Origin of the sequence: Flavobacterium procerum (assembly GCF_042431625.1) — a bacterium.
GTDB classification, from domain to species: domain Bacteria; phylum Bacteroidota; class Bacteroidia; order Flavobacteriales; family Flavobacteriaceae; genus Flavobacterium; species Flavobacterium procerum.
Window position 1 is genome coordinate 272,261 of the sequence record NZ_JBHLYW010000007.1, and the last position, 15,974, is coordinate 288,234.

The following is a 15,974-nucleotide window of genomic DNA, read 5'->3' on the forward strand; positions in this document are numbered from 1 at the left end:
ATTTAAAAAAGAAAGTTATGAGAATTTTTTTTGCTTTTTTAGTTTTCGTCTGTCTCAATATGACTGCTCAAAAATCTGAATTTAAAGTTTATGACAATGGTCTGATTTATTCAGAAAACTCAGTTTCTAAACTTAAATTCATTGTTGATTCATTAAATTTAAAATTTAAGGTTTGCGAATTTAATAAGACCTTCAGATCTTATGAGCAAGCAAAAGCCAATTTTGTAGAACTTCAAAAATCGGATGCTTTAAAAGCTAAGAAAGATTTAGAAAATGGTATTTCATATACAGATTTTAAAGCCAAATATCGTAAAGCTGTTTTCGATGAAAATCATATTATATTAAAATCCGATTATACGGATTATGAAAATCAGGAGCAAGTTGAATTTTCCAGCCTGTCTTTAGGAGAAAGAGATGGGGAAAATATCACCAGAAATAAAAAAGAGATAGATTCTTATCATAATAATTTCAAAGGAAAATGGGTTTTTGAGTATAAAGAAAAAACTACTTATTCGAAGGAATCGTTAAGGGCATTTTATTTTGTTGACGAATTCAAGACAAAACCACTTTCTGAAAAGTATGCCCGATTAATTCAATATTCAGATTGTTTGGTAGATACTACAGCTCAAGTTTTTTATGATAATGCAAAAGATTCTGGTGTAAGATATATCGATACTGTACCAACTAAAGCAGTAAATTTTGAAATCTATATTGAGAAAGTCTTAAAAAGACCGAATTTTAGCAGTGAGAATTATTCTATCCTATTTGGTTTTGATGATATGGAACTCGAAGGAAAATCAAAGAAAAAAACCAAGGAACAATTGGCTCAGAAAGAGAGTATTGAAAGAGAATACGAGGATTTTAATGTAAAAATGCGAAAATGGCAAGCTGAAAGACTTACCAGAATAGATTCTTTAAGAAATAAGGATAAAAATTTTGATGTAATGCTCCGAGATGCATTAGCGGAAGCTCAAACAACAAAAGTTTCTGATGATACGTTTGAAGAATATGTTGAACGTTATATCGGTAAGGAAGAAGCGTTGGAGCTAAAAAGAAACAGACATGTTATGGGCGGGTGTAGTATGGATAATAGTCCAAGAATTCATGCACAAAATATTGCAGTGCTTTCTGCCGAGACCATTAAATGGGAAATTTTTCTTAGATCTCATCTTAATATTATGAACGATCGTTTTGACAGAGCAAGCGATGGTAGTTATGCACAAGGTGCAAGACAGACTTATATAAAAGAAATCGAAGTATTGGATATAAATGTTTTGGATTTAATTTTAGGAATCTCACTCCGAGTAGATAATCCTTCTAAAAATCATTACTATTCAAGTATCAACAGAGTGGGGCGGGCGCTTTCTGAAAGCTCTAATTCAGAATTAGTTGAAACCAGTTTGCTGGATATGATAAAAGATAACGATTTGGACGATTACAATAGAGTTTTAATGTATTACCTGTTTGATAATTACAATTACAACCTGAAAGATGAAAATGTGAAAAAGCAGAATGAATCTAAGTTACGGCTTGCAGTTGCTAGCATGCCTGATTATATTTCGTCGCGAATCACTTTTAAAAACTAATTATATTCTAAGTTATCATATTTTAAACAAATTAAATCCCTATCAAGTTTTCGAATTTTATAGGGATTGTTTTTTATAGTCTTACCGTTGGAGGAATAGAATAAAATAGTGTCACAAAACAAATAAAATCTAATTTGATCTGCTGAAATCTTTTAAAATCTGCGTGAAATATTTTTTAGGCATAGATTTTTTCACGCAGATTTACACAGATTTTAATCTAAAACGAGACGTAAATTGAAAAATAATAATTTAACCCCAACGGACGTTTTAGTTTAAGACGCAATTTTATGGCTATTTTTTCTTCTTGCTTTACGAATCTTTCATTAGTATCAGAATAACTCAGAATTTAATTCAAATATTTGTTTGAAACTTTAAATTTTGAAGCAGTTTTTGGTTCCAAATTGAAATTTTCAAGTTTCGAGCTTGTTTTTACTTATAAATTTTACATTTTATATGTAAAGATAAATTTATGCTTAAAAATTGTAACTGAAATAAGTGTTTGTGTTTTTCAATTGTAACTAATACTTCATCTTTGCCTTATCAAATTTAAAAAACTTATAAAATAAAATATAGAATATTATGTGTGGAATTGTATGTGCCTTTGATCTTAAACAAAAAGCCGAAGCTTTAAGACCTCAAGTATTAGAAATGTCGAAAATCATTCGTCACCGCGGACCAGATTGGAGCGGCATTTACAGTAATGATAAAGCGATTCTTTCTCATGAGCGTTTGGCGATTGTAGATCCAGCTTCAGGAAAACAACCTTTATTTACAGAAGATAAAAAATTGGTTCTGGCTGCAAATGGTGAGATATACAATCACAGAGAATTGCGTAAACAATTTGAAGGAAAATATAACTTTCAGACAGAAAGTGACTGCGAAGTAATTTTAGCTTTATACAGAGAAAAAGGAGTAAACTTTGTTGATGAATTGAACGGAATCTTCGGATTTGCGATTTATGATGTTGATAAAGACGAATATTTCGTAGCTCGTGACCACATGGGAATTATTCCATTGTATATTGGATGGGATCAACACGGAACTTTTTATGTAGCTTCTGAATTAAAAGCTTTAGAAGGTTATTGTACAAAAATCGAATTATTCCCTCCAGGACATTATTTGTCAAGTAAAGATGGTGAATTTGTACAATGGTACAAAAGAGACTGGACAGAATACGATGCAGTAAAAGACAACGAAACGAGTATTCCAGAAATCAGAAAAGCGCTTGAAGCAGCGGTTCACAGACAATTAATGAGTGACGTTCCTTATGGGGTTTTACTTTCTGGAGGTTTAGATTCTTCTATTACTTCGGCTGTAGCTAAAAAATTCGCTCAAAAAAGAATTGAGTCAGATGATACTACAGATGCTTGGTATCCGCAATTGCACTCTTTTTCTGTTGGATTAGAAGGTTCTCCTGATTTAGCTGCGGCACAGGTGGTGGCAAAACATATTGGAACAATCCACCACGAAATTAAATTTACAATTCAAGAAGGTTTAGATGCTGTTCGTGATGTGATTTACAACTTAGAAACGTACGATGTGACAACCGTTAGAGCTTCAACTCCAATGTGGTTAATGGCGAGAGTGATTAAATCTATGGGAATCAAAATGGTTCTTTCAGGAGAAGGAGCAGATGAGTTGTTCGGGGGATATTTATACTTCCACAAAGCACCAAACGCGAAGGAATTCCACGAAGAAAACGTTCGTAAGTTAGGTAAACTGCATATGTACGACTGTTTACGTGCAAACAAAAGTTTGGCAGCTTGGGGAATCGAAGGGCGCGTACCGTTCTTAGACAAAGAATTTATGGATGTTGCAATGCGCATCAATCCACAAGATAAAATGATAAACAAAGAACATCCAATGGAAAAATGGGTTGTTCGTAAAGCTTTTGAAGACATGCTTCCAGAAAGTGTGGCATGGAGACAAAAAGAGCAGTTTTCTGATGGAGTAGGATATAGCTGGATTGATACTTTGAAAGAAGTTGTAGCAAGAGAAGTTTCAGATGAGCAGTTAGCAAACGCTAGATTTAAGTTCCCATTGCAAACACCGACTTCAAAAGAAGAGTATTACTATCGTTCTATTTTTACAGAACATTTCCCTAGCGACGCTGCAGCATTATGTGTTCCTCAGGAAGCAAGTGTTGCTTGCAGTACTAAAATTGCTTTGGAATGGGACGAAGCTTTTAAAAACTTAAATGATCCTTCTGGCCGAGCGGTTGCCAATGTACATGACGACGCTTATGTGAAAGCCTAAATTTATTTTTAGAATTAGTATATATTGCAGAAAAACGTTCTCTTGACAGAGGGCGTTTTTCTTGTCTTAAAGTGTTAAATTTTTAGTTTCAAAAGGTTTGTTAAATGTCATTGATGATTATTTAACTTTCTTTTAATATATTTGACATCCCCAGAAAAAACATTAAGTATACTTATATTTTGAGATATAAGTAACAGAAAGCAGATGAACTTACCTTGTTTTGCTTTCTCTGAAAAATTTTAATGATTTTTTAATGTTCATTTTAAAATGAAATGAACAGAAATATAATAAAAAAAGAATAGTATGTCTGGATTATTGGCCGTTGTTGGTAAAGGAAAAGACCCACAGCTTGTAAAAGATTTGTCTGAAAGAATGTCGCATCGCGGTCCTGATGAGCGTGATATGCATATTATGGAAAATGGCAGCGTGCTCTGTCATGAAAGTTTGTCTATTATCGATCTGAAGTCTGGCAAACAGCCAATTCAAGGTACCGATAAGGCTTGGATGATTCATGATGGAGAAATTTATAATTATCAAGAGCTTAAAAATACCGTTCTAAAAGACCATCATTTCAGAACCGAATCAGATTCAGAAGTTATCGTGCATTTGTATGAAGAATTTGGATATGACTTTTGCAATAAATTAGACGGTGACTTTGCTTTTGTGGTAATCGATGGTGATAAATATATTGCAGGACGTGACCCGATCGGAATAAAGCCTTTGTATTATGGTTTGGATGAACGTGGCCGAATTTATTTTGCTTCAGAAATGAAGTGTCTTGCAGATCAATGCAAGTCGTTTTCAACTTTTCCTCCGGGACATTATTATACAGCAAAAACCGGTTTTGTAAAATATTATCAGCCGGAATATGAAGATCATAAAAAAGCAGATCAATCTCTGGAGCTTGCGGCTATCCGCGAATCTCTCATTGAGGGAACAAGAAAACGCCTATTGGCTAATGTACCAGTTGGAGTGATACTTTCTGGTGGATTAGATTCATCATTAACATCTTCTATAGCTTGCAGACTTTTAAAAGATAAAGGCGAAAAATTGCATTCTTTCTCAATCGGACTTGATGCTGATACTCCCGATAATAGCGCTGCAAGAAAAGCGGCTGCATTTTTAGGAACAGAACATCACGAAATTCATTTTACGGTAGAGGAAGGTTTTGAAATTTTAGAAAAAGTTATTTACCATATCGAAACCTATGATATCATTTCAGTACGTTCTGGTGTTCCAATGTATTTGCTTTCAAAAGCAATTGCGGATCAAGGCATAAAAGTGATTTTGTCAGGAGAAGGTGCCGATGAAGTTTTTGGAGGACATTTGTATTTTAGAAATGCACCTTCTGCAGAGGAATTTCAAGATGAAACTATTGAAAGAGTACAGAAGTTGTTTACTGCCGATTTGCTTCGCGCTGATAAAACGACAATGGCTCACGGTTTAGAAGCTAGATTTCCATTTTTGGACAAAGAGTTTTTAGATACCACAATCAGAATCAAAACAGAAGAAAAACAGCCGAAATCGTACAATGGCATCGAAAAATATATTTTGAGAAAAGCCTTTGATACGCCGGAAGATCCTTATCTGCCTTCAGAAATTTTATGGCGTCAGAAAGAACAGTTTTCTGACGGTGTTGGTTACAATTGGGTTGATGAATTGATAGAATATTGTGCGTCAAAAATAACAGACGAACAATTAGCAGGTGCAGGAGCTGAGTTCCCATACAATTCACCTACGACTAAAGAAGCGTATCTATATCGCTCGATTTTTCATAAATATTATCCACAGGTCAGTGCCGCGCAGACTGTCCGTAAATGGATTCCAAAATGGCAGGAAAACCTTGATCCAAGTGGAAGAGCTAATGCAGCACATTTAAACGGAAATTTTGAAAATATAAAATCTGGAATAGCAGTTTAGAAAGGTTAAATTTCAAACTCCAATTTTACATTTAGGATTTATAAAATAGTAAAAGCCGAAATGCATTCAATGTAATTTCGGCTTTTTTATTTGAAGAATTTTAAACTTTGAAGTTTTATTAAGTTTAGAATCTTGAAATTTGAAGATAAACGTTTTGGTAAGTTTTGGGATTTTAATATTGGAATTTCATTAATTTTTAAATTTAAATTCGTTTTCAGTTTTATTTTTTGGTTTTTAAGATAATTCTGTTAATAACTTAAGTGCTTTAAGCTTTATTTTACTGGGTATATAGCCTGCATTTTTATATATTTGCCTGTTAGACAATAATTACATTTTTTACAATAAATTATATGAGCGAAGAAATCAAGAAGAACAATTATTCAGCAGATAGTATTCAGGCATTAGAAGGGATGGAGCACGTAAGAATGCGTCCGTCGATGTATATTGGTGATGTAGGGGTTCGAGGACTACACCATTTGGTTTACGAGGTTGTTGATAACTCTATTGATGAGGCGATGGGAGGACATTGTGATGCGATTAGTGTTGCAATAAATGAAGACGGTTCTGTTACAGTTGAAGATAATGGGCGTGGTATTCCAGTTGATTTGCATAAAAAAGAAGGAGTTTCTGCACTTGAGGTTGTAATGACAAAAATTGGTGCTGGAGGTAAATTCGACAAAGATTCATATAAAGTTTCTGGAGGTTTGCACGGGGTTGGGGTTTCTGTAGTAAATGCCCTTTCTGTTCATATGAAATCTACTGTATTTAGAGAAGGCAAGATTTATGAGCAGGAATACGAAAGAGGGAAGGCATTATATCCAGTAAAACAAATTGGAGAAACAGAAAAAAGAGGTACGCGTCAGACTTTCTTTCCAGATGACACAATTTTTCAGCAGACAACAGAGTTTTCTTATGATACGTTATCAGCTCGTATGCGTGAGCTTTCTTTCTTAAATAAAGGAATTACAATCACATTTACAGATAAAAGAGAAGTTGACGATAAAGGTGAATTTAAAAGTGAAGTATTTCATTCAGATGAAGGTCTTAAGGAATACATTCGCTATTTAGATGGTAACCGAGAGCCGATTGTTTCTCATGTTATCAGCATGGATAATGATAAAGGTGAAATTCCGGTTGAGGTTGCCTTAATTTATAACACAAGTTATACAGAGAATATTTTTTCTTATGTAAATAATATCAACACACACGAAGGAGGAACGCATTTACAAGGTTTTAGAAGTGGTTTGACAAGAACGCTTAAAAAATACGCCGATGCTTCAGGTTTGTTGGATAAATTAAAATTCGAAATCGCTGGAGATGACTTCCGTGAAGGATTAACAGCGATTATTTCTGTAAAAGTATCAGAACCTCAATTCGAAGGACAGACTAAAACAAAACTTGGAAATAGAGAAGTGGTTTCTCCAGTTTCTCAAGCAGTTGGAGAAATGTTAGAGAATTATTTGGAAGAAAATCCAAATGATGCAAAATTGATTATCCAGAAAGTAATCTTAGCAGCTCAGGCACGTCACGCAGCGAAAAAAGCGCGTGAGATGGTGCAGCGTAAAACCGTTATGGGTGGAGGCGGATTGCCAGGAAAGTTATCTGATTGTTCAGAACAAGATCCAGCAAGATGTGAGGTTTACCTTGTCGAGGGAGATTCGGCTGGTGGAACGGCTAAACAAGGGCGTGATCGTAACTTTCAAGCAATTCTGCCATTACGAGGTAAGATTTTGAACGTTGAAAAAGCGATGCATCATAAAGTATTCGAAAATGAAGAGATCAGAAACATTTTTACGGCTTTAGGAGTAACAGTTGGAACTGCTGAAGATAGTAAAGCGCTAAATCTTGAAAAACTAAGATATCATAAGGTAATCATCATGTGTGATGCCGATGTCGACGGTAGTCACATCTCTACCTTAATATTAACGTTCTTCTTCCGTTTTATGAAAGAATTAATCGAAGAAGGGCATGTCTATATTGCAGCGCCACCTTTATATTTAGTTAAAAAAGGACAAAAGAAAGAATATGCTTGGAATGATTTGCAACGTGATCAGGCCAATGAAAGAATGGGTGGAAGTGCGGCTATTCAGCGTTATAAAGGTCTTGGAGAGATGAACGCGGAACAATTGTGGGAAACGACAATGGATCCGAATTTCAGAACTTTACGTCAAGTAAATATTGATAGCCTTGCAGAAGCTGACCAAGTTTTCTCTATGTTGATGGGTGATGAAGTACCGCCTCGTAGAGAGTTTATCGAGAAAAATGCAGTTTATGCAAATATTGACGCATAAAATGAAAATTTAATAATTCCAATTCGTTTAATTGTTTAAATTTACTAGACAATTAAACGAATTGTCTTTTTAAGGAATAGACAAATATTAATAACCGATAAAGTAAAAAATATGAAAGTTACCATTGTAGGAGCAGGAAATGTTGGAGCTACCTGCGCAGATGTTATTTCTTATAGAGGAATTGCAAGCGAAGTAGTATTGTTGGATATTAAAGAAGGTTTTGCCGAAGGTAAGGCACTGGATATTACTCAGTGTGCCACAAACACAGGTTTTAACACCAAAGTTTCTGGAGTAACCAATGATTATTCTAAAACTGCCGGAAGCGATGTAGTTGTGATTACATCAGGAATTCCAAGAAAACCGGGAATGACCAGAGAAGAGTTGATAGGCATTAATGCAGGCATTGTAAAAACAGTTGCTGAAAATGTACTTAAATATTCTCCTGATACTATAATCGTGGTAGTTTCCAATCCAATGGATACGATGACTTATCTTGCTTTGAAAGCAACAGGTCTTCCAAAAAATAGAATTATTGGTATGGGCGGTGCATTAGACAGTTCTCGTTTTAGAACTTATCTTTCTCTTGCTCTAGATAAACCTGCAAATGATATTTCAGCAATGGTAATCGGCGGACATGGAGATACGACTATGATTCCGTTGACCCGTTTGGCTTCTTATAATGGTATACCCGTAACACAGTTTTTATCTGATGAAGTGCTTCAAAAGGTAGCGGCTGATACGATGGTAGGAGGGGCGACTCTAACAGGTTTGTTGGGAACTTCTGCTTGGTATGCGCCAGGTGCATCAGTAGCTTATTTGGTAGACAGTATCCTGAATGATCAGAAAAAAATGATTGCCTGCTCTGTTTTTGTAGAAGGAGAATACGGTCAAAACGATATTTGTATTGGAGTCCCTTGCATAATTGGAAAGAATGGAATCGAAGAGATTGTTGATATTAAATTAAACGACCAGGAAAAGGCATTATTTAGCAAAAGTGCAGATGCGGTTCGCAGCATGAATGATGCTCTGAAATCGATTTTAGTATAATAAAAACCGAAAAAAAAGAAAAAGGCTGCACTTTTGCAGTCTTTTTTTTGAGATTAATTAATAAATTAATTGGTTAATATTTTCGTTAATTATATATTTGCTCGGTTTAAAAAAAAATTGGTAATTCGTGATCTCGTATTTTTGTTTTAAAAAATCATGTCAGGGCTTATTTTATGGGACTTTAAAACAAAAACAAAAATAAAACATAATTAATTTTTAGTAATAATGCAGAATAAAGGACTTATTAAATTTTTCGCAATTCTATTTGCATTGGTGAGTATTTACCAACTATCATTCACTTTTGTGGCAAATGGTGTCAAAAGTGAAGCTAAAGCTTTTGCAGGAGATAATCCTGATAAAGAGCTGAAATATTTAGATTCTATTGGTAAAGTAAAAGTGTTAAATCTTGGTTTTACTGATTTCACTTACAACGAAGTGAAAAATAAACAGCTTAATAAAGGTCTTGACTTAGAAGGAGGAATCAACGTGATTCTTCAGATTTCAGTAAAAGACATTTTAAAAGGGCTAGCTAATAATTCTAAAAATCCGGTATTTAATAAATCTTTAGCGGATGCAACTGCAAATTTAGAAGGAAATAAGACCTATTTAAGTAAATTTTTTGAAGCTTTTGATGCAAACTCAAAAGGTTCTGTAAAATTAGCATCACCAGAAATTTTTGCAAACAGAAGTCTTCAAGGAGAAGGTGGAGTTGACTTTCAGATGTCTGATGCTCAAGTTCAAAAAGTTATTAAAAGAAAAGTTGATGAGTCTATCGAAAGTGCTTACAAAGTATTAAGAGAACGTATCGACAAATTTGGTGTTACACAGCCAAACATCCAGAAATTAGGAGAAACAGGAAGAATCTTAGTAGAGCTTCCAGGGGCTAAAGATGTAGACCGTATCAAAAAATTATTAGGTGGAAAAGCTCAATTAGAGTTTTGGGAAACTTATAAAATCGAAGAAATTGGAAACTTCTTAGTGAATGCTAATGAAGCTTTAAAGAAAACTGAAGTTAAGAAAACAGAAACTAAAACTGTTGCTAAAGATTCATTGAATGCATTATTGACTGATGCTAAAGATTCTACTGTAGCTAAAAAAGGAAACAATCCGTTGTTTGATAAAATCATCATGAACGGTAATGGTCCTGTTTTAGGATTTTTTGCTCCAAAAGATACTGCTGTTATCAATTCTTACTTTAAAAGACCAGAAATTAGAGTTTTATTGGCTGCAGATCAGCATTATGCTAAATTTGTATGGAGTAAACCAACTACTATTAAAGATCCAACAGCAAAAGATATCAAAACAGCAAAAGATATTGAGGCAGTTGAATTATACGCTTTAAAAGGATCAAGAGACAACACGCCTGCAATGAGCGGTGCTGTTGTTACTGATGCAAAAGATACTTTTGACCAAATGGGTAAACCTGCAGTATCTATGCAGATGAACAGCCAAGGAGCAAAAGTTTGGGAAGAATTGACAGGTAGAGCATTTGCTCAAAAAAGTTATATCGCTATTGTTCTTGATAACATCGTATATTCTGCACCAGGTGTTACAAGTGGTCCAATTGCTGGAGGAAGATCTGAAATTACAGGTTCTTTTGATGTAGCTGAAACTAAAGATTTAGCAAACGTATTGAATGCAGGTAAATTACCAGCTTCTGCTGATATTATTCAATCAACTGTTGTAGGGCCATCTTTAGGTCAGGCAGCGATTGATGCAGGTACGATTTCTTCTGTATTAGGATTTTTATTAGTTTGCGTTTGGATGGTATTCTATTATGGTAAAGCTGGATGGTATGCAAACCTTGCTTTATTATTGAACTTACTTTTCTTGTTCGGAATTATGGCAAGTTTTGGTTTTGTACTTACATTGCCAGGTATTGCAGGTATCGTATTGACATTAGGTACTGCAGTAGATGCTAACATTATTATATACGAAAGAGCGAAAGAGGAATTACGTGAAGGAAAATCTCTTTCTGAAGCGGTTCAAGCTTCTTACGGATGGCATGGTGCGATGCGTTCTATTATTGACGCAAACGTTACGCACGTTTTAACTGGAGCAATCTTATTTATCTTTGGTACAGGTCCTATCAAAGGTTTCGCATTGACTTTATTGATTGGTATCGTAACTTCATTGTTTACTTCTATTTTTATCGCAAGAATCTTTATCGATAGAAATATTGTAGGTAAAGCCGATTTAACGTTCTCTACAAACATTACTAAAAACTGGTTTACAAACTTCCATTTTGATTTTATCAAAGTTAAAAAGTTTACTTATATCTTCTCTTCTATTGTTACAATAGTGAGTTTGACTTCTATCTTTTTCATTAACGGATTAGATGAAGGTGTTGATTTTGTTGGAGGTAGAACTTTCCAAGTTAAATTTGAGAAACCAGTTGATGCTGCTGTAATTTCTGATGAGTTGTCTGCTGCTTTTGGAACTCCGGTTGAGGCTAAAATCTTAGGAGATGATGATCAGTTGAAAATCACTACTAAATACAAAATCAAAGAAGACGGTGTAGCTATTGATGAAGAAGTTAACCAAAAATTATACAAAGCTTTGTCTAAGTATTATGCAAATACTTCTTATGAGAAATTTACAAATACCTATGATGGTAAAAAAGTAGGGGTATTGCAAGCTTCTAAAGTTGGAGCTTCAATCTCTGAGGATATCAAAACTAACTCTTACTGGGCGGTTCTTGGTGCAATGGCAGTTATCTTCTTGTACTTAATGGTTTCTTTCCGTAAATGGCAATATTCATTAGGAGCGATTGCGGCAGTAGCACACGACGTTGTTTTTGTATTAGGAATTTATTCATTATGTTATAAATTTATGCCTTTCCATATGGAAATGGATCAACACTTTATCGCTGCGATTCTTACAGTAATTGGTTACTCTATGAACGATACGGTAATCGTATTTGACAGAGTTAGAGAGTTTATCATCGGAAACCGTAAAGGAAGTTTTGAAGATATCGTAAACGCGTCTATTAATACTACATTATCTAGAACGTTGAATACTTCATTAATGATGATCATTGTATTATTGACAATGTTTATCTTCGGTGGAGAATCAATCCGCGGATTTATCTTTGCAATGTTGATTGGTATTATCGTTGGTACATATTCTTCATTATTTATTGCTACTCCAGTATTGGTTGATACAATCTCTGCTGATGAGAAACATACAATTGAAGACAAACACAATAAAGCTTAATTATAAGTTTTTATATAATTAGAAAGATCCAGTGAAAACTGGATCTTTTTTTGTGCTATATTTAAATACAGTTTAATTTGATCTATGGCTAGAAAATTACTTTTGGGTTTACTGTTTGCCTTAACAGCAAAAATGATGGCGCAGAAGGAAGCTTATTCGCGTTATAGTGTTGGTTTTAGTTACGGGTTTGGTAGTGAATTCAATAATAGGAATTATACATTTACCAATGATTTCTACAAACTGCAACTATGTTATGAACTTAAGGAGACGAAAAGATTTGAGTATGCGATTCTTTTTCAGCCTGAGATTAATTTTGGTAAACATCAATTATTGAATCTCTATTTTGTAAAACCAGATGATTCTGATTTTGAAGAAAAGAGAGAAAAATATTTGAAATTAAAGGATGTTAGGGAGTATGTTCTTAATATTGGTTTTTTGATAAGAAAGCCTGTTTCAGGGCAGTTTTCGGCCTATCTTCTGGCAAGTATCGGTCCGATGGTGACAGATACTGAAACGGAAAGAATGTCTAAAGGTTTTGCTTTTGCAGATGTATTGGCTGTTGGATTTACAATAGATTGTAATAGATTTCGGTTTGATATTCGCCCCAGCTTAAGGCATGTTTCTAATGCAGGTTTAGGAAGCAATAATGCAGGTTATAATACCAAAAACATTGAATTTGGTATTCTGTGTAGACTTTAAATAAAAACGCCCAATATTTGATGTATTGGGCGTTTTGTTTTATCTGAAATTGATTAAGACTGTGCTAATGGATTTCTTTGCGCTCTAATGATAAAGAAAAGTCCGATAATTATAAATGGAATACTCAGCCATTGCCCTGTAGAAAACAAGCCTAATTCTTGTTCGATACCGCCTTGACTTTCTTTTACAAATTCTACGATGAAACGAACAACAAATAAAAGAACTAAGAACAAGCCGAATAAAAGTCCTGATTTAAGCCTAGCATTAGTTTTCCAATATAGAAAGAATAAGATTGCAAAGACAAATATATAGCAAAATGCTTCATACAATTGGGTTGGGTGTTTTGCAGGGACTTGAGCCAATAAATCCGCAAATTTTGGGTCTGTTGCAATTGCTGTGTAAGCATCTTTTGGATCTGCAATCTGGGTTGCGTTTACAGCTTCGGCTTTACTGAATTGGTCATGTAAAAATCGAATACCGAAAGAAGATGTCGTTTCGTGACCTATAATTTCTGAATTGAAAAAATTACCTAAACGAACAAAAATCGCACCGCTCGCAACCGGAATCACAACACGGTCTAAAATCCATAAAAGCGGACGTTTAAGGATTTTTTTGCTGTAATAATACATTGCAATGATAATTGCAATTGCCGCACCGTGACTAGCTAATCCTTGAAAGCCAGTGAATTCGAATTTTGGTTCAAATCTGAAAGGAAGAAAAATTTCCAAGATATGGTTTCGAAAATACTCCCAGTCATAGAAAAACACATGGCCTAATCGTGCACCTGCCAATGTTGCAAGAACTGTCCAGACAAATAGAGAATCTAGTTTATCAAGTGATTCGTTTTCGCGTTCAAAAATCTTCTTCATTAAAAACCATCCTAGACCAAAAGCGATTACAAACATTAAGCTGTAGTAGCGAATCATAAAAAATCCCAGATCAATTCCTTCTGAAGGATTCCAAACAAAATTTAAGGCGTGTGTCATGTATATAATATGTTTTGATATTGTTGTAAAAATAAATATTTAATATAAAGGACTTCTTTATAAAAAGTTAATGTTTGTGTGAACATTTCTTTTCTGGTACAGGATCGTAACCGCTTTTTCCCCAAGGGTGACAACTTAAAATACGTTTAATTCCTAAAAAGCCTCCATAAAACAATCCGTGCTTTTGTAGCGCCTGAATCATATAAGTCGAGCAGGTAGGTTCAAATCTGCAAGAAGCTGGCGTAAAAGGCGAAATAGCAGTTTGATAGAACCGTACCAAAAGAACAAATGGATATATCAGGATTTTAGACAACATATTTTTTTAGTGTTCAGTGCTCAGTTTTTTAGTGTTCAGTTTTTTACGCTAATTTAGGTCAAAGTGCAAATCTGAACACTAAAAAACTGAATGCTGAACACTTTTTTATTGTATACTAAAAGAAGTTCCTTCTTTTCCGTCTTTTAATTGGATTCCCAGAGCGATTAACTGGTCGCGAATCTGGTCAGAAAGAGCAAAATTCTTATCTGCTCTTGCCTGATTTCTCATTCCGATCAGCATATTAACCACACCTTCAAGTTTGTCAGTATTAATGTCTGCTGCTTTTTCGTCGTTTAATCCTAAAACATCAAAGACGAAAGCATTGACCGCCGTTGTAAAATCTTTTAAATCTTCAGCAGATATGGTTTCTTTGCCTTCTTTCAATAGATTGACATAACGAACAGCCTCAAATAATTGAGCAATCAAGATTGGCGTGTTGAAATCATCGTTCATTGCATCATAACAAAGTTGTTTCCATGCTTTGAAGTCTATAGAACTGTTGCTTGATGCGTTTATATTTGGCAAAGCATCAACAGATTCCATTAGTCTTTTGTATCCTTTTTCAGCGGCAACGATTGCATCATCAGAAAAATCGAGAATACTTCTGTAATGCGCCTGAAGCATAAAGAAACGAGTTACCGAAGCTGAAAATGGTTTGCTTAAAATGTTGTTGTCACCACTAAGGATTTCGCCCGGAAGGATATTATTTCCTGTCGATTTTGCCATTTTTTTCCCGTTTAGGGTAAGCATATTGGCATGCATCCAGTAGTTTACAGGAGATTGCCCTGTGCAGGCTTCATTTTGAGCAATTTCGCATTCATGGTGTGGGAATTTCAAATCCATTCCACCTCCGTGAATGTCAAAATGAGTTCCTAAATATTTGGTGCTCATTGCAGTACATTCAAGATGCCATCCCGGAAAACCATCGCTCCATGGAGAAGGCCATCTCATGATATGTTCTGGTTCGGCTCTTTTCCAAAGCGCAAAATCCTGAGGGTTTCTTTTGTCAGATTGTCCGTCAAGATCGCGTGTATTGGCAAGCATATCGTCAATATTTCTGCCGCTTAGAATACCGTAGTTTTTGGTTTCGTTGTATTTTACTACATCAAAATATACCGATCCGTTTGCTTCATATCCAATTCCGGTATCGATTATTTTTTTGATGATTTCAATCTGTTCGATGATATGCCCCGTCGCAGTTGGTTCTATACTTGGCGGTAAAAAGTTGAATGCTTTCAATATGTCATGAAAATCAACTGTATAGCGCTGTACAACCTCCATTGGTTCTAATTGTTCTAAACGCGCTTTTTTAGCAATTTTATCTTCACCCTCATCAACGTCATCTACGATATGCCCAACGTCGGTAATATTTCGAACATAACGAACTTTATAATCCAAATGCAGAAAATATCTAAAGATTACATCAAAAGACATAAAAGTCCTTACGTTTCCTAAGTGAACATTACTATATACCGTAGGTCCACAAACATACATTCCAACATTTCCTTCATGGATTGGTTTGAAATCTTCTTTTTCACCTGAAAGCGAATTGTATATTTTGAGCGGTTGCGTTGTATATAATGGCATATTTAAATGTTTGTTTGTTGTTTTAAGTTTGTTGTTTTTAGTTTAATACCGAGATTATAGTATTTGGATT

10 protein-coding genes are annotated in these 15,974 nt (G+C 34.7%); 7 read left to right on the forward strand and 3 right to left on the reverse strand.

The window, feature by feature from the left end:
* The first annotated feature begins 17 nt into the window (after positions 1-17).
* From ACFFLS_RS06805 to ACFFLS_RS06835, 7 genes are all read left to right on the forward strand, one after another.
* Entirely contained in the window at positions 18-1,586 is a 1,569-nt protein-coding gene (locus tag ACFFLS_RS06805; protein ID WP_379685780.1) for a hypothetical protein, read from the forward strand.
* 579 nt (positions 1,587-2,165) lie between these two features.
* Positions 2,166-3,842, forward strand: a complete 1,677-nt coding sequence (gene asnB, locus ACFFLS_RS06810) for an asparagine synthase B (protein WP_379685781.1) — start codon at positions 2,166-2,168, stop codon at positions 3,840-3,842.
* A 303-nt stretch (positions 3,843-4,145) separates the two neighbouring features.
* Positions 4,146-5,762 (forward strand): asparagine synthase B, encoded by a 1,617-nt coding sequence (gene asnB / locus ACFFLS_RS06815; RefSeq protein WP_379685782.1) that lies wholly within the window; start codon positions 4,146-4,148, stop codon positions 5,760-5,762.
* A 350-nt stretch (positions 5,763-6,112) separates the two neighbouring features.
* Entirely contained in the window at positions 6,113-8,053 is a 1,941-nt protein-coding gene (gene gyrB / locus ACFFLS_RS06820) for a DNA topoisomerase (ATP-hydrolyzing) subunit B (RefSeq protein ID WP_379685783.1), read from the forward strand.
* 111 nt (positions 8,054-8,164) lie between these two features.
* Positions 8,165-9,100, forward strand: a complete 936-nt coding sequence (gene mdh / locus ACFFLS_RS06825) for a malate dehydrogenase (RefSeq protein ID WP_379685784.1) — start codon at positions 8,165-8,167, stop codon at positions 9,098-9,100.
* 225 nt (positions 9,101-9,325) lie between these two features.
* Entirely contained in the window at positions 9,326-12,316 is a 2,991-nt protein-coding gene (gene secDF / locus ACFFLS_RS06830; RefSeq protein ID WP_379685785.1) for a protein translocase subunit SecDF, read from the forward strand.
* A gap of 84 nt (positions 12,317-12,400) precedes the next feature.
* Positions 12,401-13,015 carry an acyloxyacyl hydrolase gene (locus tag ACFFLS_RS06835; protein ID WP_379685786.1) on the forward strand — a complete coding sequence of 205 codons (615 nt, stop codon included), beginning with the start codon at positions 12,401-12,403 and terminating at the stop codon, positions 13,013-13,015.
* Between the two features lie 53 nt (positions 13,016-13,068).
* On the opposite strand, the gene lgt is transcribed toward ACFFLS_RS06835, so the two are convergent.
* The 3 genes from lgt to cysS all read right to left on the reverse strand — a co-directional run bounded on the left by lgt (position 13,069) and on the right by cysS (position 15,904).
* Positions 13,069-14,001 (reverse strand): prolipoprotein diacylglyceryl transferase, encoded by a 933-nt coding sequence (gene lgt / locus ACFFLS_RS06840; protein ID WP_379685787.1) that lies wholly within the window; start codon positions 13,999-14,001, stop codon positions 13,069-13,071.
* Between the two features lie 67 nt (positions 14,002-14,068).
* Positions 14,069-14,317 (reverse strand): membrane protein insertion efficiency factor YidD, encoded by a 249-nt coding sequence (yidD, locus tag ACFFLS_RS06845; RefSeq protein WP_379685788.1) that lies wholly within the window; start codon positions 14,315-14,317, stop codon positions 14,069-14,071.
* A 105-nt stretch (positions 14,318-14,422) separates the two neighbouring features.
* A complete protein-coding gene (gene cysS / locus ACFFLS_RS06850; protein WP_379685789.1) occupies positions 14,423-15,904 on the reverse strand; it encodes a cysteine--tRNA ligase in 1,482 nt (493 codons plus the stop codon).
* Positions 15,905-15,974 lie beyond the last annotated feature (70 nt).